The 22733-nt window shown below is 47.8% G+C and carries 21 protein-coding genes; 2 read left to right on the forward strand and 19 right to left on the reverse strand.

Annotated elements, in window-relative coordinates:
* Positions 1-25: 25 nt before the first annotated feature.
* From HQ865_RS24785 to HQ865_RS24815, 7 genes are all read right to left on the reverse strand, one after another.
* Entirely contained in the window at positions 26-820 is a 795-nt protein-coding gene (locus tag HQ865_RS24785) for a hypothetical protein (RefSeq protein WP_173417479.1), read from the reverse strand.
* A complete protein-coding gene (locus tag HQ865_RS24790) occupies positions 810-1151 on the reverse strand; it encodes a DUF4133 domain-containing protein (RefSeq protein ID WP_173417480.1) in 342 nt (113 codons plus the stop codon). Before HQ865_RS24790 ends, HQ865_RS24785 begins: the two co-directional genes overlap by 11 nt.
* Positions 1132-1674 carry an RsmD family RNA methyltransferase gene (locus HQ865_RS24795; protein WP_173417481.1) on the reverse strand — a complete coding sequence of 181 codons (543 nt, stop codon included), beginning with the start codon at positions 1672-1674 and terminating at the stop codon, positions 1132-1134. Before HQ865_RS24795 ends, HQ865_RS24790 begins: the two co-directional genes overlap by 20 nt.
* Entirely contained in the window at positions 1671-7310 is a 5640-nt protein-coding gene (locus tag HQ865_RS24800) for a helicase-related protein (RefSeq protein ID WP_173417482.1), read from the reverse strand. Before HQ865_RS24800 ends, HQ865_RS24795 begins: the two co-directional genes overlap by 4 nt.
* A 30-nt stretch (positions 7311-7340) precedes the next feature.
* Positions 7341-7772 (reverse strand): DUF1896 family protein, encoded by a 432-nt coding sequence (locus HQ865_RS24805; RefSeq protein ID WP_173417483.1) that lies wholly within the window; start codon positions 7770-7772, stop codon positions 7341-7343.
* A gap of 11 nt (positions 7773-7783) precedes the next feature.
* Positions 7784-8113, reverse strand: coding sequence for a DUF4134 domain-containing protein (locus HQ865_RS24810; RefSeq protein WP_173417484.1), 330 nt, complete (start codon positions 8111-8113; stop codon positions 7784-7786).
* A 217-nt stretch (positions 8114-8330) separates the two neighbouring features.
* Positions 8331-8810 (reverse strand): hypothetical protein, encoded by a 480-nt coding sequence (locus HQ865_RS24815; protein WP_173417485.1) that lies wholly within the window; start codon positions 8808-8810, stop codon positions 8331-8333.
* Between the two features lie 227 nt (positions 8811-9037).
* Here HQ865_RS24815 and HQ865_RS24820 point away from each other — a divergent pair, with 227 nt between their 5' ends.
* Positions 9038-9334, forward strand: a complete 297-nt coding sequence (locus tag HQ865_RS24820) for a hypothetical protein (protein ID WP_173417486.1) — start codon at positions 9038-9040, stop codon at positions 9332-9334.
* A 28-nt stretch (positions 9335-9362) separates the two neighbouring features.
* Complete coding sequence (locus HQ865_RS24825; RefSeq protein WP_173417487.1) at positions 9363-9893, forward strand: hypothetical protein; 531 nt, start codon at positions 9363-9365, stop codon at positions 9891-9893.
* Positions 9894-9933: 40 nt separating this feature from the next.
* On the opposite strand, the gene HQ865_RS24830 is transcribed toward HQ865_RS24825, so the two are convergent.
* From HQ865_RS24830 to HQ865_RS24885, 12 genes are all read right to left on the reverse strand, one after another.
* Positions 9934-10179 (reverse strand): hypothetical protein, encoded by a 246-nt coding sequence (locus HQ865_RS24830; protein WP_173417488.1) that lies wholly within the window; start codon positions 10177-10179, stop codon positions 9934-9936.
* 801 nt (positions 10180-10980) lie between these two features.
* Positions 10981-11610, reverse strand: coding sequence for a TetR/AcrR family transcriptional regulator (locus HQ865_RS24835; RefSeq protein ID WP_173417489.1), 630 nt, complete (start codon positions 11608-11610; stop codon positions 10981-10983).
* A gap of 6 nt (positions 11611-11616) precedes the next feature.
* The gene (locus HQ865_RS24840; protein ID WP_173417490.1) at positions 11617-12873 is read right to left on the reverse strand and encodes an aminotransferase class I/II-fold pyridoxal phosphate-dependent enzyme; all 1257 of its coding nucleotides are present in this window, start codon (positions 12871-12873) and stop codon (positions 11617-11619) included.
* Positions 12874-12997: 124 nt separating this feature from the next.
* Entirely contained in the window at positions 12998-13888 is an 891-nt protein-coding gene (locus HQ865_RS24845) for an RteC domain-containing protein (RefSeq protein ID WP_173417491.1), read from the reverse strand.
* Positions 13889-14297: 409 nt separating this feature from the next.
* A complete protein-coding gene (locus tag HQ865_RS24850) occupies positions 14298-15248 on the reverse strand; it encodes a TlpA family protein disulfide reductase (RefSeq protein WP_173417492.1) in 951 nt (316 codons plus the stop codon).
* A 116-nt stretch (positions 15249-15364) separates the two neighbouring features.
* On the reverse strand, positions 15365-16717 hold the full coding sequence (locus HQ865_RS24855; RefSeq protein ID WP_237073597.1) for a protein-disulfide reductase DsbD family protein: 1353 nt from the start codon (positions 16715-16717) through the stop codon (positions 15365-15367).
* 53 nt (positions 16718-16770) lie between these two features.
* A complete protein-coding gene (locus tag HQ865_RS24860; RefSeq protein WP_173417494.1) occupies positions 16771-17019 on the reverse strand; it encodes a hypothetical protein in 249 nt (82 codons plus the stop codon).
* A 2-nt stretch (positions 17020-17021) separates the two neighbouring features.
* Entirely contained in the window at positions 17022-18056 is a 1035-nt protein-coding gene (locus tag HQ865_RS24865; RefSeq protein WP_173417495.1) for a PLP-dependent cysteine synthase family protein, read from the reverse strand.
* Between the two features lie 372 nt (positions 18057-18428).
* Positions 18429-18890, reverse strand: coding sequence for a protein-disulfide reductase DsbD domain-containing protein (locus HQ865_RS24870; RefSeq protein ID WP_173417496.1), 462 nt, complete (start codon positions 18888-18890; stop codon positions 18429-18431).
* A 9-nt stretch (positions 18891-18899) separates the two neighbouring features.
* Positions 18900-19925 carry a Gfo/Idh/MocA family protein gene (locus HQ865_RS24875; RefSeq protein ID WP_173417497.1) on the reverse strand — a complete coding sequence of 342 codons (1026 nt, stop codon included), beginning with the start codon at positions 19923-19925 and terminating at the stop codon, positions 18900-18902.
* Entirely contained in the window at positions 19912-21273 is a 1362-nt protein-coding gene (locus HQ865_RS24880) for an alkaline phosphatase family protein (protein ID WP_173417498.1), read from the reverse strand. The genes HQ865_RS24875 and HQ865_RS24880 overlap by 14 nt, the downstream gene beginning before the upstream one ends.
* A 22-nt stretch (positions 21274-21295) precedes the next feature.
* Positions 21296-22660, reverse strand: a complete 1365-nt coding sequence (locus HQ865_RS24885) for a TlpA family protein disulfide reductase (RefSeq protein WP_173417499.1) — start codon at positions 22658-22660, stop codon at positions 21296-21298.
* Positions 22661-22733 lie beyond the last annotated feature (73 nt).

Below are 22733 nucleotides of genomic sequence, written 5' to 3' on the forward strand. Positions count from 1 at the left end.
TTCTCGCTCGTTAATTGGTTAGGTTTTAAAATTTCGGCCTTTGCCTGGGTTTCATCCGCTGCGCGTTTTCCCGATGCGCCTGCTGAAGCGCTTCCTTATTGCGCTGGATCATGGCGGGGACATGAGCTTCGCTCAGCGGGATCATTTCGGCTTTTAAATCTTTTTGTATAGGGTGGCGGCGCAGCACTTCGCGTTCATCCATGCCATAGATCCGGGCGGTGCCGACCGGATCAAGGCCGAGTTCAGTGGGGATTTTCACCTTGATGACGCCTTCGGGGAATTCCAGCAGCTTGGGGTCAAGCTCCACTACCTGCTTCATAACCGGGTGATAAAAAGCTTCGTAGTGCCAGCCGTCACCGGTCAGCTCAAAACTTTTCAGGCTGATCACCGGGAAGAAGTATTGGGCATGCCTGAGTTCCTGTAAACGCAGGTCGATGATGAATTTTTCACCGGCCAGGTCGATTTGGGGAAGTATGCCCTCATGACGCTGCTTTAAAGCTTCCTGATCCACGATGACTTCAAAATCACGCATGGTTTGCAGCTTTTCTACAGGGATGCCGTATTTTTCGGACATGCCTTCGGAGTCCAGCCAAACCAGTTGATCAATAATCAAGGGTTCGGCTTTTTCCGGGTCATGGCTGACGGTCTGCTTTTCGGTATCCCATGGGAGCAGGTAATGGTCGCCCATATCGGTCATATCCTTGATAAAGGAGATCTCATGTTCGGGTTTATCGGTTTGCCGTAAAACCTGCCTGTCGATATCGATCACAAAGCTGACCTGCTCAAAGCGCAGGATCCGGGGTTCCAGTTTATTTTTCATGGCTGGTGTTTTTAAAGGTGAATTGTTGGAAGATGCGGCGGCTGTAAGATTTCAGTACTTTGGGCAAGCGTTTTTTTGCAGCCGCTTTCATGAGACCGTGCTCGCCGTACTTGCGGCTCAGGCTGAATATTTTAAGGCTGCCGTAAGCGGCTGCGCTGCCGGTAACGGCCAGGCAGATGATCGTTCCGGCACCGATGATGTAAAGCGCGGCAAAAACAATTAACAAGCCCATGACCAGGCCGGCGAAATACCAGATGTACTGCGCCCGCAGGCCGCGGAACTCGATGCTTTTATTAATGCCTTTGTTGATGTTATAGATGCTGTTGTTCATAACGTTGGTGGTTATTGTAGTGGATGAATTGTTCCGGAGAATAGCGTTCTGCAGCAGCGATGGTATCATGAATGGCCCCGCCGTGGCTAAACAGTGCTAAGCATTCCAGCGTAAACCCGCGGTTAACCCCCATCACGATGGAATGATAGCCGAAAGTGATGACCAGGCCGTTTGGTGCGAGGCAGGCAGGGATGGCATCTTTGAGCTGCCGGAATGGGCTGCAAATCATACCCTTGTAGAGTTCCATACTTTTGCGGTAGGCATAAGGCGGGTCCAGCAGGATGGTGTTGAATGCCTCACCTGTCCAGCCGCGCAGGAATATTAGCGCATCCTCATGAAAATCGGCCGGCATGTCCGGATCAAGGTCGTTGCGGACCTCATTCACGTTCAGTCTGGTTTCACCGGCAAAGAGGTTCAGCACCCGTCCTTCGCAGGTTTGTTCCACCCAGTGGCGTATGGCTTTCACCGAAAAAGTATAGCGGTGCAGCGGGCAGCGGATATGGTCAAAGTGCAGCGTTTTCATAAGCGCACCCCCTTTGTTTTTTTGAAGGCCTGGTCGACGCGCGCTGTAAGCGCCTGGCCCTCAGCTACGATATCCACCGCCCATTGTTCCAACGGTGTTTTTGCTTCAACAGCACCTATATTCACTACTTTAGCTTCGGGGACGGTCTCTATTTTCCCCTCACCAGCCCCCACATTTTGTCCGGCAACAGATCCGATTTCCGGCATTAACCCCTGCTCCGGTTGTTCCTGCTGCGCCTCCTGTTTGGCCTTGATATTCTGCGCGATCTCGCGCTCCAGCCTGGCCAGTTCGGATTTCATGGCCTGGAGTTCCGCTTCCTGCTCAAAGGGTTTGGCCTGCATCGCCTTCAATTGCGGCAATTGTTCGGCGATCTCCCTGATCTCTTTTTGGTATTTCAACACCAGGTCGTCCACTTTATCAATCGCGTTGATAAAATAGCGGGCCGCGTTTTTTGGGTTATCCGTATTCGGCGCGCCGGAACTGAAGGTATAGCGTATGGAGCACTCCGGCCGTTCGGCGTACAGGCTGTTATAGGCATTGTTCATCGCCTTGCCATCGAGGTTGCTTAGGGATACCTCGTGCCGGATGTAGAGTTTAAAGCCATAGAGTTCGCCGAGTTCTTTGGGGTTCTCGCTGTTGCTTTTGGGTTTCCAGGCCTGGTAAAGCTTGATCAGGTATTTGCCGATAGCTGCGGCATCGGCGCTCTGCACCTCTTTCAGGCGGATCGGGTTGGATTTGCTGCCGTCTTTTTCCCGTTTCAGTACCGCGTGGTATTGTTGCTGGTCGGCTTCCAGCGCTTTCAGAGTGCGCTGGCTGGCCTCGCTTTCCTTTTCCAGCCTTTCTGTTTGATAGCGCACACGCACGGCCTCTTTGAAGTGCGCCGTCTTCAGGCTCTCCATAACGGCGATTTTTTTCTCCAGCTTGGTTTTCTCCAGCAGCGTGGTATCGCCGGAAAGGATGGCGATGTATTCGGAAAAGTTCATGCCGCTCTTTTCATCCATAGAGCCTTCATCGATGCTGCGCTGGCTGAGTTCGCAGTTCTTCATCTGCGAGATAAAATTCTGCTTGTTCTTCAGCAGGTTGAACTTGTAATTGTCCAGCGACTGCTCGACCGCATAGATAAAATTCTGCACCTTGTTGCCGTAGCCTGATTTCGCCAGTTTATTGCCCTGTCGGGCGCCACGCCCGTTACGCTGCTCGAGTTCACTAGGTTTCCAGGGGATATCCAAATGGTGCATAGCGATCACTCTTTCCTGTACGTTGAGGCCGGTACCGGCTTTCTCGGTGCTGCCGATCAAAATGCGGATATCGCCGCGGTTCATCTTTTTGAACAGTTCGGGCTTTTGCTTATCCGTCCAGTCATGGATATAGGTGACCTGTGCGGCGGGGATGTTCATATCGCGCACCAGCTTCTTTTTCAGCGCATCATAAATATTAAAGCTATCCGGCTTGGGAGTGCCGATATCGCAAAACACGATCTGCGTACCGCGTTCCTTTTGGCTGCCCTCGTACAATTCGGCCAGCTTGCGTGCGCAGACGTTGACCTTAAAATCCGGGTGATCTTCATATTTGTGCGGGTCGATCAGCCGCATATCCGCCGCCATCTTTTTGGCGTAATTGGTGGCGATCAGCATCCTGCCTTTATCTTCATCTTCCGATAGCGGCGGCCGGCCGATCAGCGTGGCATCGCCGGTCTTGGCGAATTGCATCAGGCGTTTGATAAATTCGGCCTGTTCGGGTGTCGGCGGGATGTTGATTAAGTACTCATCCAATGCCGGCTTATCTAAAGCAATATGCTTCGCCGTTTTATAATCCGTGATCTCGTTGTAGAACAGCGCCAGTTCCGGCACCTTGATAAAATGGCGGAAGCGTTCCTTGGCGATGATCTCGTTGGTGACCGAGAACTCGAAGTCGGTGGTTTTCTTGGCGAACACCGCTGCCCAGCCGTCAAAATTCTCGATGCACTGGCGCTCCATTTCGTTCGGGCGCAGGTATTTGAAGATCAAATACATTTCGGTCAGGCTGTTGGAGATGGGCGTACCGCTCAGAAAGGTCACGCAGAGGTCGCTGTTGAAACGTTCCTGCAAGGTGCGGACGGCGAACAGCATGTTCAGCGCTTTCTGGCTGCCTTCGGTATTGCCCAGGCCCGCTACCCGGTCATGGCGGGTGGTGAAGGTGAGGTTCTTGAATTTGTGCGATTCATCCACGAACAGGTGATCGACTCCCATTTCCTTGAAATCAATGCCTTTATCCTTTTTGCCCTCCAGTTCATGCTCCAGCGTTTTGAGTTTGGCCGCGAGGTTCTTTTTGCGGACTTCCAGCCCTTTGAGCATCCGGCGGGAGATATCGCCGCCCTCGTTCAGCAGGGTATCGAGATCCTGCTCCACGTTCTCCAGTTCCTTTTGAAAGATACGCTGCTGTACTTCCGGCGACTGCGGGATCTTGCCGAACTGGTCATGGGTCAGGATGATGCAGTCCCAGTGGTTATTCTTGATCTCATGGAACAAACGCACCCTTTTATCCGGCGTAAAATCATTTTCGCCAGGTGCGAGTATTTTGGCGGCGGGATAAGCCTTGCGGTAGGTTTCGGCGATGGTGCTGACATTGGCTTTCAGCGCCAGGATCATAGGTTTATGCACGATACCCAACCGCTTCATTTCCTGCGCGGCCACGATCATGGTCAGGGTTTTACCTAAACCAACTTCATGATCGATCAACGCGCCCCGGTTCTGCACAATGCGCCAGGCGGCGTTCTTTTGCGAACTGTAGAGATCTTCGATGCCCAGCGCCTTTTTATCCAGGCCGGGGAAACTCAGGTGGCTGCCGTCATATTCGCGCAGGCGGTAGCAGTTGAAGGTATCGTTATACAGTTTTTCGAGCTCTAATTTTTCGTCTACCGGCAGTTCGCCCAGCCAATTGACAAAGCCCGCGCGGATCTGCTCGATCTTTTGGTGCGCCAGCTGGATGGCTTCGTTATCGGGGTAACGTTTGGTTTTGCCGCCGCCTAAGTTCACCTCGTAGCTAAAATAAGGGCTGGTGTTTTCCAGCGCGTGTTCCAGCAGGGTATAACCATAGGTAGTCCGGCTGCTTTCTTTCGGGCTGATGGCGAATTCCCGGCTGATCTTCAGGTTGCTGCCTTTGGTGGCTACTTTGAAACTATCGCTGCCGTGCAGGTAAGCGATGGTGACCGGTAACTGGAAGAAGTCCGAAGCGAAGCGCTCATAATAGTTAAGCGGGAACCAGCGTTCGCCGAGGTTAAAGTCCAGCACCAGTAATTCAAACGGGATGCGTTCGGGTTGCACCCGCGTGATGGCCTGCAGGCTATGTTGCAGTTGTGGGTCATCGGGTGATTCGGCTGCTTTTTGTCCGGCGATGGCGAGTTTCTCCACCACGTTGCCGGACAGGTATTTTTCCAGGGTTTCCCAGGTTTTATTTTCCGGGTTTAAACAAATATGGCTGTACAGGGCGATGGTCACTTCCTCTTGTGACAGACCGGTAGCCGCGCCGATGAAGCCGAGATCCACCGCGCCTTTTTCATTCAGGCAGCGGGCTAAAGCGGCCACGGGGTCATCGGTCTTAAACGCCTCTTTGGTTTTGAATACCGGCCCGTTTAAAATATCTGCCGGTTTGAAATCATTACCTTCCTTTACTTCGATGGAAGACAGCAATTTAAAACCTTCCTTTTCATCGGCCAGGATCAGGCGGCGGTTGGCCGGGCGGTTAAATTCCCCGTAAGCGCGGGTGAATTCGTTATAGGCGATATTCAGGTCGGCCCGGAAAATGGAGTATTCCACCTGGCGCAGGTTTTCGATCTCGGCCAGCGCGAGGTAGGTATCCCGCACCAGGATATAGCGTTCATAAAAGCGGGCGTCTTTTTGATCGGCCAGCGGTTCAAAGATAGCCTGGGTACGGGTTTCGTTGATTTGATGAATTGTTCCGGCCTGTCCGTTCATCGCCACGAGACTGCCTTCCTGGTGAAAAGGTGTGAGCGTGCGGAAATAGATCTCGGCGTTCCTGCCAAAATTAAAATGCTCCTTCAGGCTCTGGTCGCCGGTGAAATAGAAATCATGATTGTATTGTTGAAGGGCGTTAACCAGGCCGTTCAGTTCATGGCTAAGCAAACCGCCGTTCATCCAATTGGCGGAAAAATGGAGTTCTGAAAAATTGGGATAGAACTTATACAGGTATTGCTTGCTGTCCCGGTGTTTGGCGGTGATCAGCACCAGGGTTTCATGGTCTGGCTTATCTTTGGTCTTGATAATCCCGATGATCCGCGCGGTGTCTTTGTGGATGGTGCTTTCGTCGAGGAGATTGATATAATCCATGGCCCGGTTGATATTTTCCACGGGGGCGGTATCAAACAGGCCGAGCTGTACGGTGACTTTTGTCGCCTTGCTTTCCGGCATAGGCAAATAGCTCAGCGATGGTTTTTGTTCGGGCAATATTTCTTTGGCGGGCACTATGGCCTCCTGCGCTTTTAGAAATGCTTCCCGTTTAAAATTGATGGACAAATCGGTGCTGATAATTGCCTTTAGTTTATCGCCTATTTCGTTGATGTCCCCCGGTTGCCAAATGACTTGATGGGCCTGTCCGTATTGGTTCTTCCCCGGCCGGATATCGCTGCCTGTAATTACATCCGGGTAAAGTACCTGGTATTGATTGGTATGATATTCCCCGAACTCATTGCGTGCGGGTATGCTTTCCAGCAGCAGGTCTTCGCCAAAGGCAGGTTCGGTCTTGCCGGTATGCTTTTGCACGATCAGTAAATGACTGGGCGCTTGGGTATTGCCGGTATCCTTCATTAAATTATCCGGCATTACAGCCAGGCTGACAAAATCAGCATGTTGAAAAAGATAGCGCCGCGCTGCTTCATTATCGGGGCTGTCCAGGAATGCGTTGCTGGTAATAAAGGCCAGGATGCCGCCATCCGCCAGTTTGTCCAGCCCCTTAGCGAAAAAATAGTTATGGATCTTGCCGGAAATGTCTAAGTCAGGAAATGCGGGATCAAAGACACGGAAACTGCCGAAAGGAATATTGCTGACGATGAGGTCATGCTGCCCGTTCTCGCTATCATCAGTTTCTTCCAACCCTTTGACATGCACGCTTACGGGAACGGGCAAAGTTGCCGCCAGCGCCTGTAATACCATGCCGGTGACCAAATCTTTTTCGACGGCGGTGACCTGTTCGGTTTCGGGGAAAGCCTTGATCAACTCGGTGACGAAGACGCCCGCGCCGCTGCTGGGTTCATAGGGGCGTTTCGGGCTGATACCCTGTTCCTTTAAAACGGCGAACAAGGTTTGGGGCACGATCTCCGGGGTATAGTAAGCGGTCAGGATGCTGTCGCGGATGGACTGAACCGCGCTGCGATATTCAGCTTCGGGCAGGCGTTCCTGTAGCAAAGTGTACAGTTCCATCATGGAGGGGTACAGCTTCAGGTCATTTTGTGAGGCATTGCGCTTGATCCACTCTTCTTTTTCACCGGCAGGGAAAAGCACGGCTTTAAGTCCGCCGAAGCCGGAATAGGCACGCAGGGTTTGGATGTCATCGCCTCGCGGCACGATGCCTTCGCGAAAATCCAGCGCGATGCGGATGGCAGCGATATTGTCCCTTAAATGCTGTAATGGATTATAAGCCATTGCTGTTCCTTCTTTTCGTCCTCTCTTTGCTTAGCGTTCCAGGTATTCGGCGATCATGCCCATGACGGCGTGTTTCAACTCACGGCTGTCCTCGTTTTCTTCGCCGAAGGCGAACACCTCGAAAATGGGTTCACAGGCACCGATGAGGTTAATGAGTTCATAGGTCAGTATGCCGCTTTGGTTCATCCTTTGGTAGTCCTGCTCAAATTCCTCTTCCAGCAGTTCGCGCATATAATTGAAGCGCGATGGCCGCAGGTCGCGGGTGAGTTCTTCGAGACACAGGGCTTCGATGACATAGGCGGGACGTTGTTCCTCCTGTAGCTGCACCAGCAGGTCACTCACGGATTCCACCTTTTGTTGGAGGTAATGCTCCAGCCGGTGTTCTTCCTGCAAAGCGATGAGCAGGTCGGTATGGTTATGCAGCAGGTAGTGGTGCAGTTGTTTGATCAATTGTGTTTTCATGGCTGCTGTGCTTAGATCCCGAAAAATGATTTGATGATGGTGGCCACGACCACGAGGAAGATGCAGGAGCCGAACCAGGCGGCGGCAACTTTGGAAGTGTCCTGGTCACCCGAGTTCCATTTCTGGTACACTTTGACAGCGCCGATGAGGCCGACAATGGCCCCGATGGCGTACATTAAATTGGTACCGCTTTCAAAATAGCCGCGTACTTGGGTGTTGGCTTGTTGAATGCCGGCGTTGCCATCCTGCGCGCTGGCTTGCAGGATCTGGGTGAGTAGTAATGCGCACAGGGCGCTAAATTTCAGGGCTTTGCCCGCGATGTTTCTCTTGCACTTTTTCATTTTCACTTATCGTTGGGTTAAATATTCAGGGCATGATTTTCCCATACCCGCCCCCGATGCTATCGGGAGGGGTGGGAATTTTGCTGCCACCGTTTCCCCTTTGTCGGCTCTAGCCTGGCGCTATGCACCGGGACGTTCGGTCAGCAAATGCTGTTGGTTGGTTGTCTTCCGTTGCCCGGCCCCGGTTAACGGGCGCGGGTCGGAAGCGGCAGGCCTGCTAACGTTCCCACCACTGATCCACTTCTTCTTCGGTCAGCAGGGCGGTGCCGGTTTTTTCACATTCATTGACGACCAGGTGATTGATCGCGGGCCGCTTGGTGGCGGCGAATGCAGTATATTGTTGCAGTATTTGTTTGAGTTGAGGGATCAGCACGGCGGGCGCAAAGGGTTTGTCGGCAGCTTTGGCGATGCAGGCTTTCAATTGCCCGGTGAGTATGTCGGTGTCGCTGATGCTTTCCTGGTGGTGTATATATTCGCCTTGGCTTTGAACGGGTGCAGGGATTATTTCTTCTTCAGTTGGCTGGTATTGCAGGGCCTGTAAGTAGTTATCTTGTTCTTCACCGCTGATGCGCTTTTGCAGGTTTTGCAATTCGGGGCGGAAGCAGCGTACGATTACGATTAGGTAATAAATAATAGCGGCTACAAGGGCGGCGCTTAGGTATTGGTGCCAGCTGATTTGGTGAAGTAAATGATTCATGATGTTTTGCTTTTTGTTTGTAATGGGCAGGTTCACTGCCGTTTGTTGACACAAAATTGCCGGAATGGGCAACGCGCAAAAACTTCAACTTTGGGCTGCACCCTTTTTGCAGCTTTGGAAGCCTGATGATAATGAGGGAATTAAAATGGAGTTAGGGAAAGATTTTTACAGAAACGGATGAATTTTTCTGTTTATATTTAACAGTACAAATTGAATCTTCACCTATCATGCAAAAAGTTAAATTAAAAATATCGTCGCCCAGCGGCAGTTTTAATTCCGCTATATCGGTCAACAGCGAAAGCAAAGGTGAAATTCAGCGTCACTTTGTATCAGGGAACTCTGAAATTGATCTGGGCAGCCTCGATCAATTAAAAGATGCAGAATTGACCGTAAAAACCAATGCTCGTGTTGCCGAAGCTGTTAATTATCTGATATCATATGATGAAGCTGTTGTTGAAAACAGATCGATAGGTGGCGTTACTGCTTTTTTCTTTAAGTTTTGTCCAAGATTTCCATTCTGCTGATATGTCGGGTACCTCAAATATTCCAAACATGGAAGAAAATCAAAAAAAAGCATTCGATTTTGCATCCGACCTTACTAAACAATTGATTACACTTTCGACCGCGATCATTACTTTATCCGTTACTTTTTCCAAAGATATCATCGGCGGCATAAACCAGCCACTGATCTATTTGCTGATCGCTACCTGGGCGCTCTTTATCATTTCGATATTATTGGGTTTATCCACTTTGGGCGCCTTAACGGGTAACCTTGATCCTATACAAAAGCAGGTGACAGACGCCCAGGGGAATATAGTTAAAGATGCGAACGGTAACCCGGTGCTTGATCCGCCGGGGCCAATACTCACTATTACAACCGGCAATATAACCGGCACCTCCCGTTGGCAGGTAAATACCTTCATTTTGGCGCTTATACTTACCTGCTTTTTTGGTTTTTTCAGTATCAGCAATAAACAAGCTCCTAAAAAGGATAAAAAAGGAATTCCGGTGATCAGGACGTTTAAGATTCAAGGCGATACGACTACTCACCGTGATACCTTATACCTGTCGGAAAAAAGCTAACCTGCGCACTATTAGTCTTTTTACTAGGTTAACCAGTTCATTAGTATTCCTTAATTTTATCTATTAAAGCTTCAAGCGTCTGAATGGCGACGGCTTTATCGCTGCCTTCCATTTTGTAACTGCTGCTGCGGGCGCTTTTCCAGGAGAAGTTCTTAAAACGCTCAGTGGACAGGAAGGGCACGATGCTTTTGAGCACCTGGCTGAAAGATCGGGTGACCACGAGTTTAATATCATCTGCCGCTTTTAAAATAATGGCGATCTGGTCAACGCTAAGGCGGCATAGCACTTTGTAAAACGCGGGGGTGTCAGGGTTTTCCGGTGGCGGCGCGTTCAGATAGGTTTGATAACGCTGATGGACGCTTTGGTTAAGTTCATTTAGATGATCTAATAGCAGCTGCCCGGTTTCACGGAGCGGGCTGTTTACCGGATATTGCGCGAGGTTGATCTGCGCTTGTTGTAGGAGTAAACGGATGGCCTGGTCATAATGGCCGGCTGCTACTTTCAGCTGCTCACTGGAGTAAAGGCAGAAAGCCTGGGTTTTCAGGGTCGCGCTGATCCGGTTGAATTCGCCGGGCAGGCGTTCTCGAATAACCTGGAGTTCGGGAGGCTTTAAGGCTTCAACGTTATTTTATCAGGGTTTAATGTGATTTCGGCCAGTTCGTCCAGCCAATAAAAGGGGTAGGTCGTCTCCTTGTTTAATCTCTTGCTCATTCCCATAGTATTAAGTTTATAATGGCGGGCCGCGAATATTTTGAACATACCTGTACTGTTTCGCTGAAACAGGTTGACTGTCAGTGAACAATTTATTTCTGGAAGGTATGTTGAATCGGGCGGTGCCGCTTGAATTAAGCAATAGTGCGGGTTTCCTTGCCTATGCCTTTAAAGGTACCGCGAAGTGACCCGGAGAACATAGAACAAGTACGCCCGCACTCCTGCGGGCATTGCACTTGCTTCTGGTTCTCATTTTAAAATTCGCGGTTTTATAAAGGCCAAGAAGATCGTGAATGCTATAAATAGCTGATATGTCTAAAAGACTTTACTGTTTCTTATTTTCATTTTTTATCGTTGCTAATATAGGTAAATAAAATTATTGACTTTTCTTTTGGGCTGCGGCCTCCCAGGCCCAGACCAATATTTGCTCAATGGTTTTTAATATTTCCTCCCGGTCTCTCTCCAGGTTGGCATCTATACCGGCAACGGTGCTTTTATTGGCGCTGGCATGGAGTACCACATAATAAATACCGCCCAGCAGCAATGCCGCCACCGCTTTAAAATTGATACCCGAATCCCTGAAATGATCTTCGGTCAGGGCTAATAATTTTGCGCCTTCGGTTTCCCGCTTTTCCGAGATGCTGCGCATCAGGGGATTGACCTCGCTGATCTGCCAAAGGATGAACTTTTGCATTTCAGGCTCCTGGAAAAAGAACCGGAACTGCTCCTGGAACAGGGCGATAAAAGTATCCAGTACCTGGTCTTTACCCGGCGAGGGGTGTGTTTGGATCTTGTCGAACAGGGGCAGCCAGTAATCTTTCGAGTGGATATAGATCTTGACGAGGTTGTTCAACCCCTCAAAATACCGGTAGATCAACTCTTTGCTGACACCGGCGCGCAGCGCGATGCGGTTGATACCTAAACCGGCATAACCTTTTTCTTTCAGTATTTCGCCTACGGCGTCGATCAGCTTGCGCATTGTTTCGTCCCTGTTCTTTTTTCCCATAGATTTTTAGTTCGTGACTCGTTTAGTGAGGTTCAGTTTGCCACCGACCCATTCCCAGGCATTGAGCACCCGGTCCATTTGTTCGCGGGTGTGGGTAGCCATGAGGCTCATACGGATGCGCGCGTTCTTGCGGGCGACCGCGGGATAACCGATCTGATTGGCATAGACCCCGGCTTCGATGAGCAGCCGGCAGGCTTCGGCGTTGAGGTCGGGTTTGCCTGTCATCACCGGGATGATGGCCGATTGGGTATTGCCGGTATCAAAGCCCATTTCGTCCAGGCCGTTTTTCAGGTAATGGATGTTATCCCGTAGCTTATCCCGCAGACCAGGCTCCTCATCGATCAGGTCAATGCTTTTGAGGATGCAGGCCGAAGCGGGTGTAGCGCTGACCGAGAAGATATGCTGTCTGGCCTGGAATTTTAAATAGTTAACCACTTTTGGATCAGCTATCACATAGCCGCCGAGGTGCCCGAAAGTTTTGCTGAAGGTACCGGTGATAATATCAACATCCGGGAACAAATCGTACAGTTCGATCACACCGCGCCCGGTTTCTCCAATTACACCAACGCCATGCGCGTCATCCATCGCGGTATAAGCGCCGTAATGTTTAGAGAGTTTCACCACTTCATCCAGTTTGACGATATCCGCTGGTTGGGAATAAACACCGTCCACGATCACCATGCGGGTGCGGTATTGCCCCTGGGTTTCCTTCAGGATCCGTTCCAAGTAATACATATCGTTATGCGGGAACATTTTGATATTCGTATGCCCGCAACCTTCGTACATGCTGGCGTGGATACCCATATCCACGATAGCCACATCTGGCGCTTTGAGCAGGGACTGAATGGTCGCGCTGTTGGCGGTGTAGCCGGTGGTGAATAATACGGCACTTTCTCGCCGGAAGAAACGGGCGATCTTTTCTTCGATTTGCTGGTGATAGCTGAAATGCCCACCGATGGCGGGTGAGGCGGCAGCCCCCGCGCCGTATTGCTCGATGGCGGCGATAGCGGCCGCCTTGACTTTGGGGTGCTGGGTCAGGCCGAGGTAATCGTTAAAGACGAGTGCGACGAAGCTTTTGCCAGGATGACCGGCGAGTTCGACTTCCGGCTGGCAGCCGTTCAAGCTTTCCTGCCGGTAGTTCCAGTGGCCGCGGCTGTCCCAGTTGTTGACATATTGATCGAACTGGTCCGCCCATCCATAAAAATCCATCCCAGGGATGTCCTCGAAGTCTTTAAAACTTGCATTTTCAAAATTGATGTCCATAGTTTTAATATTTGGTTAAACACTAAAATATCGGCGAAAACACTTCGTGGTGGTCACATCCATGGTCTTTTTTAACTTTTATTTAAAAATTTAGCGATTGGGTTTATGCGGGTTGGTTTGATCATCAGGCGTACTGTTTTTTGGCGGGATCGTAGGCCATATCCTGTTCCACCACGTCCCGGATACATTTTTGCATTTGCTCCAGGAAATAAGTGGGAGTTAGTCTTTTGCGGTCGCGGATATTACCGAAATCCCGGTGTACCTGTTTCAGTTCGATTTGAAATACATCTTCCATCAGCCGGATAATATCATTGAGGGTCGCCTGCCCGTGGTTCAGTTGCCCGGTGTAATAAAGGCCATAGATGATTTCGACCAGGTTGGTGCGGTTGCTTGTCCATTGCAGCCGGCGGCCGGTGAAAGGTTCCTGCCAGCTATCGAGTACGGGGAAACCGTCCATTTCCCTGATCTTTTGTAACAACCATTCCCGCAGGATGTCCAACGCGATAAAGCGCCCGAAGAGGTCACTGACCTCGGTGCTGAATTGCGGGTCGGCCAGGGGTAAATGCGCGGTGCCTTCTGCCGTAATGTTGCGGATAAAATATTGCTCATCGGAAACGGAAAGCTGAAGCTGGTAATATTGGTAGAAAGCGTAATGGTTATCGATAAAATGGTCGGCCTGTTTGATAAAGCAGAGGTAGTGTTGCAGGATACTGCGCGGGCTGCCTTTAGGCTTACGACTGAGGACATGCAGCCATTCGCTGTATAAATAATGCTGGCTACTGTATTTCGGAAGTACTGTTTTCAGGAACCAGATCTCTTCGGTAGGATTTTTAAAACCGAGGCGGATGACTTCCTGCCGTAGTTCCAGTAAATCGCTGCGGATGTGCGCCAGTTTGGCTTGCGTGTTGCGTAGTTCATTTTGGTCTTCTTGCTGTAATAAAGTGAGGTTGTCCTGTAAGAGCTGGTAACGGGTTTCGCTCCACTTGAGCCAGGTTGATTTCGTAGGTGTTTGCATAGGTGTTGTATGGTCATTTTTTATTGCCTATAAGCGGGACAATACCTTGGCCGCTAAGAGGTACTGGAATACCCAAAGGACGACCAGGGCAAGCCCGCGTATCAGCAGGCTGCTGGTTCCCGTCCTTTTTAAAATTTCCAGTTTTCTTATGCGGGGAGCAGTTTGATGTTTTTATTTTGTTTAGGTTGTTATTTTTCTATCTCATCATTTTATTCTTTGTCATCTTCATTGATTTTTATACATAGCCAAATGATAAAAGCCACTATAAATAAAAAGGCGATTACATCGGGATGTTCCATTTCTTTCCTCATGTTCAAAAAGCCCCTGCCGCTCCATCGGCAGGGACAATTGACTATTTAACTAACTATTACTGTTTCTCATAATTGAAAAAACTAAAGAACGAGGAGGTTTATTTTTGCAGGACTTTGTCCAGTTGGTCATAAAAATCGTTGCCTTCGCCTTTGAAAACCTGTATCACTTTGCCGTCTGGTCCGATCAATATCTTGGTCGGGAAAGTTTCGACATAGTATTGCCGGGCGATGCGGTCTTTTTTATCATCCAGCAATTGCGTCCAGGTCATATTTTGTTTGGTAACCATTGCGCGCCATTTAATTTCTTTATCATGGCAGGCAATACTCACAAAAGCGATCCTATCTTTATATTTTTCATAGGCCGCCTTCATCTTAGGCAAGCCCGATAAACAAGGCAGGCACCAGCTACCCCAAAAATCCAACAGGACGTATTTACCCTTTAAACTGGCGACAGTAAATGCTTTTCCTCTAATGTCTATGCCGGAAAGTTCTGGCGGAACATGACCGGGTAACAGGCTCATTTTGATATCCAGTTCTTTCCGGAATTCATGTAAAGGATAAGAGGTCTGAATTAATTGCGGGCTAAACAGCCTGTAGAGTGAATCCGTTTGCTCAATATCCGGCAGGTTGTATAAATAATTAGCTAATACATAACCGCCTACCAGGTTATCCTTATTCTCTTTGACAAACCGTTTTACTCCGGCAAACTGCAGGTCGCTTGCTGCCTCGGTTAACTTGTTTAACGCGGCTTTTTCCTCCCTGGTGATTTCATGTTGAGCAAAATATAATTGGCCTAAATTTGATTTGATAGTCGCCGTCGGCTGGTACCGTTTAGTAAATTCCTGATAGATGTCTTGCAGTTTCGGATCACTCAAAATGATCGTGGTATCGGCGCTGATGCTTGCTTCACCGGTAGTTGCAAAGAATTTACGAACGGTGTTTTGCTTGGTTTTCGCACGATAGAAAGAAAGGCGCAGCAAGGCCCCACAGGTCTGACGGGTAAACTGAAAGCTGCCGTCAACAGTCCAAAGGGTATCGGCTTTTTTCACATCTGCTAAAATGACACGCAGCGAATCTGTACTGTGCAGATTACCTTTTACGGTCACCTGCTGCGCCGACGCAGTTTTGGCGGCTATGAATAGCGTTAATAATACCAGTCTTGTTTTCATAACTTTTTAAATTTGTTGAGTCCGCTCTGTAAATAAGCTGCATAAACGGCGGCATTGTATATCGCGCCTACAGGTTGGGTCAATAACTTACCTTTATTATCCAGCAATACATAGTCGGGCTGGCTGTTACTGTTGAACTTTTCGGCTTGCAGCTTGCTGTTGATCTCGCCAATGGTGGAACTGCCTACTGCCGTTTTATCATCAACATATAACTGGATGAGTACATATTCGTCACGGATAAGCGGCAGTACTTTGGGATCAGGCCAGATGGCTGCTTCCATTTTCCGGCAGTTGACACAGGCATGGCCAGTAAAATCAATGAGTACAGGTTTGTTGACTGACATAGCATAGGCCATGCCTTCCTCGTAATCAAAGAAAGCTGACAGGCCTAATGGGGCATGAAACAAGTCTTTGTGTTTTGTTCCAGCGGCCCCGGCCCTGACTAAACCATACCCGCTTTGGGGCGTCATCTTGAATGATTGTGTGTATAAATCGAAATCTTGAGTATCCTGCGGTGGTAAAAAGGCGGCGATTGATTTTAAAGGCGCACCCCATAGCCCGGGGATCATATACAGGCTAAACGCACCAACCAGTATACCCGAAAACAGCCGGGGTACGCCAATGCCTTTTGTAAGGTGATCCTCTAAATGCAACTTGCCAAGCAGATATAAACCAAAACAACCAGAGATCATTATCCATAAGACGAGGAATACCTCACGGTCAAACCAATGCCAGTGATAGGCCAGATCGACGTTTGATAAAAATTTTAAGGACAAGCCTAATTCTAAAAAGCCGAGCGAGGTTTTAATCGTCTCCATCCAGCCGCCTGATTTGGGCAGGCTTTGCAGCCATGACGGGAACAACGCGAACAGAACGAACGGTAAAGCTAAAGCGATGGAAAAACCGAGCATACCAATGACGGGGCCGAGCCGTTGGCCGCTGCCGGCGGCTTGTACCAGTAGCGTACCGATAATGGGACCGGTACAGCTAAAGGAAACCAGCGCCAGTACGGCAGCCATCATCAGGATGCCACCGAAACCTTTTTTACCGGTATTCTCTTCGGCTTTATTGATCCATTTGCTGGGCAAAGTGAGTTCAAATGCCCCAAGGAAAGAGGCGGCAAATACGACCAGCAATAAAAAGAAACCGAGATTAAATACGCCATTGGTGGCGAGGTTGTTCAATGCGCTGGCACCAAAAACAATGGTGATAGCCATGCCCAGGCCAACATAAATGAGTATGATCGCCAAACCGTAAAGCAGGGCGTCGCGGATACCCTGCCTGCGGTTATGATGGCGTTTGGTAAAAAAGCCTACCGTTAAAGGCAGCATCGGAAAGATGCAGGGCATAAGTAATGCGGCTAATCCACCTACAAAACCGGAAATAAAAGTTACGATTGTGCTCATGCCAGTTCCCTCATTAAACATTCCAACTGATGGTCGCTTTCTTTCAAGGGAACTCTTAACCTTACGCAATCAGCAATGAGTTCATAATCCCGGCAGAGCTTCTGTAAATGAAATAACTGATCCATATACTCACCGTATATTTTTAAAAAGGCCGCTTTAATTTCCTGTGCCTCATCATAGGGCAGGAAGTCGATACGGTAAAGCAGCAGGCTGTGATCAGTAGAGGAAATTTCTTGAAACGCCATGATTATTTATTTACGATACGACAATGGAGCAACCGGATATCAGGTGATAGATAGCCCAGCTTAACGGGCTCTTCTTTCATCAGGTCAGTGGACAGGTATTTCTTATTACTGTCAGGAAATACGGTAATGACTGTTTGGCCTTCACCACCGCCCTTCTGTACTTTGATCGCCCCGACCAGGTTAGCACCGGACGAAATGCCTACGCCTAAACCCAGGTCTTTGCCCAGCTTTTGCGCCATCAGGATAGCGTCTCCGTCATTAACCTGTATGATCTTGTCGAGCATAGCGAGGTCAAGGATAGCCGGTATAAACTCGTCGGAAATACCCTGTATGCGGTGTTTGCCGTTTTTATAACCGGTTGTCAGGGTTGGGCTTTCGGCAGGTTCCAGCGGGTGCAGTTTAATAGCGGGGAACAATTTTTTAAGCTGTTTTCCGGCACCCATAATGGTGCCGCCGGTGCCTACGCCTGCGATAAAAGCATAAGGCTTTTTGATATTGAGCAATAGCAATTGGTTAGCGATCTCACGGCCGGTGGTTTTTTCATGGGCTTCGGCATTCAGGCTATTCTCGAACTGCCTCGGCAGGAACATGCGTTCATCGTGCTGGAGCGTTTCAGCGACTTGGATGCAGCGTTTAAAGCCGCCGTCCGCGGCGCTTATCAATTGGATTTCCGCACCGAGGCTGGTGATGATATCCATACGTTCCTGGCTGAGCCAGTCGGGCATGATGATTTTGACGGGGTGGCCGAGCATGCGACCGATGGCGGCGAACGCGATACCTGTATTGCCGCTGGTGGCTTCGACAATTTTATCGCCAGCCTTGATGGTGCCGTTTTCGTAAGCTTTTTGCAAAATGTAGAGCGCCATACGGTCTTTGATACTGCCGGTAGGGCTGTAATGTTCGTCTTTGACCAGGATGGTTTGGGGCGCACCGTCCTGGTATGTATAGGTGATCTCCAGCATAGGTGTGTTGCCGACTTGTAGCCAGAGTCCGTCGATCTTTTGTTTAAGGGTATGTTTGGTGCTAACTATCGTCATATCGTTCCTATTAATCTTGTAAAACACTGCAGACCTGCAAGCCTGAAGATTTTAACCGTGACACCAACCTGTTTAAGGCGGCTTCATCGTTAACTTTTACCGAAAAGCAAAATCGGCTTTGTTGTTCAGTAAGTTGTTCTTTGATTATGACAGGCTCGATCTGCGTGATGAAGGCGCCTTCTAGTGCAGTAGCCAGATCCATTGGATATTCACCAGTTAAGCCAACCGCGGTTATGCGGTAGGATTTGGCTTCATGCGCTTGATTACCCGATCTTAAAACCGAGCAGGACACACAGTTTATGCAGAGAAATAAGCAAAGGCATGGCCTGACTTTTCGAAAAAAGCTCCGATTTTTCATGATATTTCGCTGTTTTAGTTGACCGGTATGGTAAAATCTATGGTTTTCTCGGCCAGACAATGGTCGTGGGTGCACGTCTGGTAGGTGATGGTGCCTTTCAGTTCTTTTATTCCAGTTTTTATGGTGGCTTTTTGTACAAAATCCACTGTGCCGGCATATTCATAGTTGGTGATGCCAACTTCCTTGACCGTGTATTTTTCCCTTTTACCGACTTCCACTGGTGTGCCTATTAGTGTCAGGCCAGGTGTTTTGGTAAAACCGATCTTGGTTTTGGTGCCGATAAATTCATCCGTTTGCTTTTGGGCATAAATATGCCAACCTTCATCAATAGTACATTTCAAATGTACTTCGGAAATATTACCCGTTAATTTCTTCAGACCATAGGCCCAATGCGCCGGGTCGGGCTGAATTTGAGCTTTTGCTATCCAACAAAAACAGATCAACACCACCACTAAACCAATTCTAATATTTTTCATACGCTATGCTTATAATTCAATGAATTTAAAATCCTTTTCATTTTTTCGCTGAAATGCCTCCATTACTTGCAGGCTTTTTAAAGCGTCATTTGCCGAACAAGGGTTGAGGCCGTTCCCCAAAAAATAATTCACGACTTTCCCAATCATTGGTTGCTGGATGTGGCGCGGGTGGTCATAGTCGAAGCTTTCAATGCCATCCTCGGTTTTCACCGTAAAACGCTTGCCAAACATTTCAAACTTGATGGCACCTTTTTCTCCAATGATCTCGCAGCGGTCCTGTTTTAAATGATTAGGTACAGTAAAACACCAATCTCCGGTAAACAGCACCCCATTCGGGAACTGAATTGTCCCGACTACGGTATCATCGGCTTCATAAAGCCCTGCGTGATTTAACGAGATACCCTGACAGCTCACAGGTTCACCTAACATCCACATTAAAATATCCAACTGATGCGGTGCCAAGTCAAAAAACAACCCCCCACCCGACAACGCCGGAACTACCCGCCAGTTATATTCCGTTTTGGCAATCAGGTCATTGCGGTAAGGTTGAAGCATAGTCAATTTGACCATTTTGACTTTACCGATCGTTCCCTGGTCAAGCATTCCCTTGATTCCGTTGAAATAAGGCAAAGCCCTGCGGTAATGTGCAACACATAATTTGCCCCTAAAAGCATGCTCCGCTTCGACCATCCGTTCACAGGATTCTACCGTCGTAGTTACGGGCTTTTCCACATAGACCATTTTGCCATACTCCAGCGCTTTGATCACATACTCTTCATGGTAAGCCGGTGGTGTAGCCACGTATATCGCGTTGACCTCCGGATCGGCGATTAATTCTTCGGCCTGGCTGTACCATTTGGAAACTTTATGTCGCCTAGCATAGTCTGCGGCCAATGCGGCATTACGCCGCATTACTGCAACTAGTTTTGAGTGAGGCACCTCATTAAAGGCAGGGCCACTTTTCACTTCGGTCACATTACCACAACCAATAATGCCCCATTTGATAGATTTTTTATTTTCATTATTTTTTATCATGATTCACGATTATTCCTGGCACAATATGGCCATCGGGTGTTTTAAATTCTATCCCTAATAAACTGGCTACAAGCGGGGCAATATTTACTACCGCCATTTCCTGAATATGTCCGCTTTTTTTAATACCAGCGCCATAGGCGATAAATCCTGTCCACATATCAGGAATAGCAGGATCGAAGCCGTGGTGACCACCGGCCATGGGTATCAATAAACCATTCAAGGTACTGTTTTGTATAAGCGTGCCCGGACCGCGGTTAACTGCCGGAGCGGCTGCGGTCGAACTACTGAATACTGTACCGGGAACAGCTGCTAAAGCGATTAATGCAGCGCTGTCCGCACCCATTTGGTCCAATTCATTCCGGTTAATGATGCGAAATAGCTTACGTACTTCTAATGGAAGTTTATTTAGACTATCCGTAACACCTTGAATAATATTAGTCTCATCCATTTTTTTGGTATTGGCATAACGATACAAAAAACAGGAGCCTCCCGCTGCAACGAATAGTGCTGGCTGATTTTTTATCAGTAAATTCGGACGCATCACCTGATGGATCGTGCTGAAGCCATGGTCTCCTACGATAATCACCGTGGTGCTGTCCTTTAACCCGCTTTGATCGATAGCTTGTATAAGGTTTCCAATCGCTCTGTCGTTTGCAGAAACGGCCATTCGCACACTATCGGCGTCTCGTCCATGCTCATGTTCTTGTCCATCCACACAGGCAAAATGTAAGGCTAAAAAATCAGGTTTATACTTCTTAAAAACATAGGCTGCCATACGCCCAGCATTTTCATCTAAACTAAAAAAGCTGTCATTCATACTGGTACTATCTAGCTTACCCGTCGCATTCATCTCAATTTCTTCGTACAAACCTTTGGGTATCGCATGTTGCCGCACTACTGTCGCCCGATCATTGGGGTGATCTTTATCCCATATTTCCGAAAGATTGTAAGTGATTGGTCCGTCAACCACGTTCGGCCACATAATAGCAGCGGTAGTTTTGCCTTGATCCTTCAGGGCCTGCCAAATAGTCGGAGCTTTTATCGCTTTATAATACCAATACCATTCCCCTTTACTGCCTATAGGCTGGTTATATGCAATTCTGCTGCGCGCTGGCAACGCACCTGTCTCCATAGCCGCGTGCGCAGGATGAGTATAGGCCGGGAACACACTCAAACAATGATCGGCATAAGTACCCTGTTTCATAAGATATTGTAGATTCGGCGCAGGCCAAGTTTTGTCGAGGTACATATCAGGATGAAGCCCATCGATTGAGATAAGTACTACATGTTGAGCGGATACATATTGTTGAATTAATATCAAACAGCATATAAAGAATATTTTTTTCATTACAATTCACATCAAAAATCAATTAATTAGCAAAGTCAGCTTTTTTATCCCTTATTACTAATACGCGTATTTCCTTTTCTCCTTTTACTAAATTCAATCCGTACTTTTTTTGAAAATAGCCAAGAATTGAGTCAGTATCTTTCTCTCCTTTTAATAGATCTATATCAATCTCCAATTTAAAAGATACAAAGTCATCTAGTCCAGTTTCATTGAAAACAGGCAAGTCGTTGATTTTCGAAATGAGAGCAACTGTTTTACTGAGTCCATATCTTGTAGAAATAAGCTCCTTTGAGCTCGGGATTTCTCTTTGAGCACCCGTGCCTGTTACTAATGAATCGTTTATTATATTTTTAAATTTCGTGTTTAACGTAACCAGTTTCCAATACGGCATTTTTCTTGTCTCTATCGTAACATTAAATCCGAAATAACGATATAAATCTTCACGCATTATATGTGTCTTAAAACTGTAATTTGCATCTTGGATAAGTACTTTCTGACTGTAATTATACAGGGTATTGGCATCTGCGAATAAGATAGAGTCTTTTACCTCTAACACAGGTTTTGGCCAAAACTTCCCGTACAATGTATCTTTTACACCCACATGCCCCTGTCCGGTATAAGCAATCATATAAAGTTCGTTTAGGTTCGCACCTAAGATTTCAAATTTATCCCCATCGGTGCCTACTCCCCTAAGATTTCCAAATTGTCCGGTACGATGACTATTATCCCATTTAGCCAGCAACGATCTACCTTTAAGACTCGAATCGATGTTTTTCCATGACTCCAAAAAATAAGGAGAATTAATATCATCCCCGCTCTCCCTCAGACCTAAAAGAACTGTCTTGTCATTCGTATAATAAGTCCTCAGAGACTTATCATTATCATCTCCTTTTATAATATGAATCATTTGATCTTCGCTAATATTTGGAGTATAGGCCCTGACTATGCCCGATGGATCAATAAAAACATATCTAGGTAGGCTAAATCCTTTCACTGCATTATCAAACGCGCAAGGCATTGTTAGTGAAAGTCCGTTTTTGTACTTTTTATAGGTAATTTCGTTTGCGGATGTGTCAGGGCAAATCATAACAAAACTTGCAATATCCTTCAACATAGCCTGCAGCTTATTGATTTTGGGAAAGGAATTAATACATCCGCTACAATTATATGCCCAAAAATCAAAAATCAACCACTTTCCTCGAAATTCTGAAACACTTAGATTTTTACTTTTATAATAAGCTACTTTAGTAAAAGTATGGTTGGCAAAAGGAGTCCCTACTTTAATTTCTTCTAAAAAATTCAATTTCGTGGTTTTCTGAGCAATCAATTGTCGGCTAAAACAAGAAAAGATTGTTATTGCTATTAATTTGAGTAATTTATTTTTCATGATGACTTTTTTAAATTACCATTAGAAAATAATCGCACGGAAATCGCAGAAACGAGATTGCCTTATGCGTAAA

The organism is Mucilaginibacter mali, from assembly GCF_013283875.1.
Taxonomy (GTDB): Bacteria; Bacteroidota; Bacteroidia; order Sphingobacteriales; family Sphingobacteriaceae; genus Mucilaginibacter; species Mucilaginibacter mali.

Excerpts from the sequence above, each read along its gene's own strand:
- HQ865_RS24785 (WP_173417479.1), bottom strand. The coding sequence starts at position 820 with ATGAAAAATAAACTGGAACCCCGGATCCTGCGCTTTGAGCAGGTCAGC.
- HQ865_RS24790 (WP_173417480.1), bottom strand. The coding sequence starts at position 1,151 with ATGAACAACAGCATCTATAACATCAACAAAGGCATTAATAAAAGCATC.
- HQ865_RS24795 (WP_173417481.1), bottom strand. The coding sequence starts at position 1,674 with ATGAAAACGCTGCACTTTGACCATATCCGCTGCCCGCTGCACCGCTAT.
- HQ865_RS24800 (WP_173417482.1), bottom strand. The coding sequence starts at position 7,310 with ATGGCTTATAATCCATTACAGCATTTAAGGGACAATATCGCTGCCATC.
- HQ865_RS24805 (WP_173417483.1), bottom strand. The coding sequence starts at position 7,772 with ATGAAAACACAATTGATCAAACAACTGCACCACTACCTGCTGCATAAC.
- HQ865_RS24810 (WP_173417484.1), bottom strand. The coding sequence starts at position 8,113 with ATGAAAAAGTGCAAGAGAAACATCGCGGGCAAAGCCCTGAAATTTAGC.
- HQ865_RS24815 (WP_173417485.1), bottom strand. The coding sequence starts at position 8,810 with ATGAATCATTTACTTCACCAAATCAGCTGGCACCAATACCTAAGCGCC.
- HQ865_RS24820 (WP_173417486.1), top strand. The coding sequence starts at position 9,038 with ATGCAAAAAGTTAAATTAAAAATATCGTCGCCCAGCGGCAGTTTTAAT.
- HQ865_RS24825 (WP_173417487.1), top strand. The coding sequence starts at position 9,363 with ATGGAAGAAAATCAAAAAAAAGCATTCGATTTTGCATCCGACCTTACT.
- HQ865_RS24835 (WP_173417489.1), bottom strand. The coding sequence starts at position 11,610 with ATGGGAAAAAAGAACAGGGACGAAACAATGCGCAAGCTGATCGACGCC.
- HQ865_RS24840 (WP_173417490.1), bottom strand. The coding sequence starts at position 12,873 with ATGGACATCAATTTTGAAAATGCAAGTTTTAAAGACTTCGAGGACATC.
- HQ865_RS24845 (WP_173417491.1), bottom strand. The coding sequence starts at position 13,888 with ATGCAAACACCTACGAAATCAACCTGGCTCAAGTGGAGCGAAACCCGT.
- HQ865_RS24855 (WP_237073597.1), bottom strand. The coding sequence starts at position 16,717 with ATGCCCTGCATCTTTCCGATGCTGCCTTTAACGGTAGGCTTTTTTACC.
- HQ865_RS24860 (WP_173417494.1), bottom strand. The coding sequence starts at position 17,019 with ATGGCGTTTCAAGAAATTTCCTCTACTGATCACAGCCTGCTGCTTTAC.
- HQ865_RS24865 (WP_173417495.1), bottom strand. The coding sequence starts at position 18,056 with ATGACGATAGTTAGCACCAAACATACCCTTAAACAAAAGATCGACGGA.
- HQ865_RS24870 (WP_173417496.1), bottom strand. The coding sequence starts at position 18,890 with ATGAAAAATATTAGAATTGGTTTAGTGGTGGTGTTGATCTGTTTTTGT.
- HQ865_RS24875 (WP_173417497.1), bottom strand. The coding sequence starts at position 19,925 with ATGATAAAAAATAATGAAAATAAAAAATCTATCAAATGGGGCATTATT.
- HQ865_RS24880 (WP_173417498.1), bottom strand. The coding sequence starts at position 21,273 with ATGAAAAAAATATTCTTTATATGCTGTTTGATATTAATTCAACAATAT.
- HQ865_RS24885 (WP_173417499.1), bottom strand. The coding sequence starts at position 22,660 with ATGAAAAATAAATTACTCAAATTAATAGCAATAACAATCTTTTCTTGT.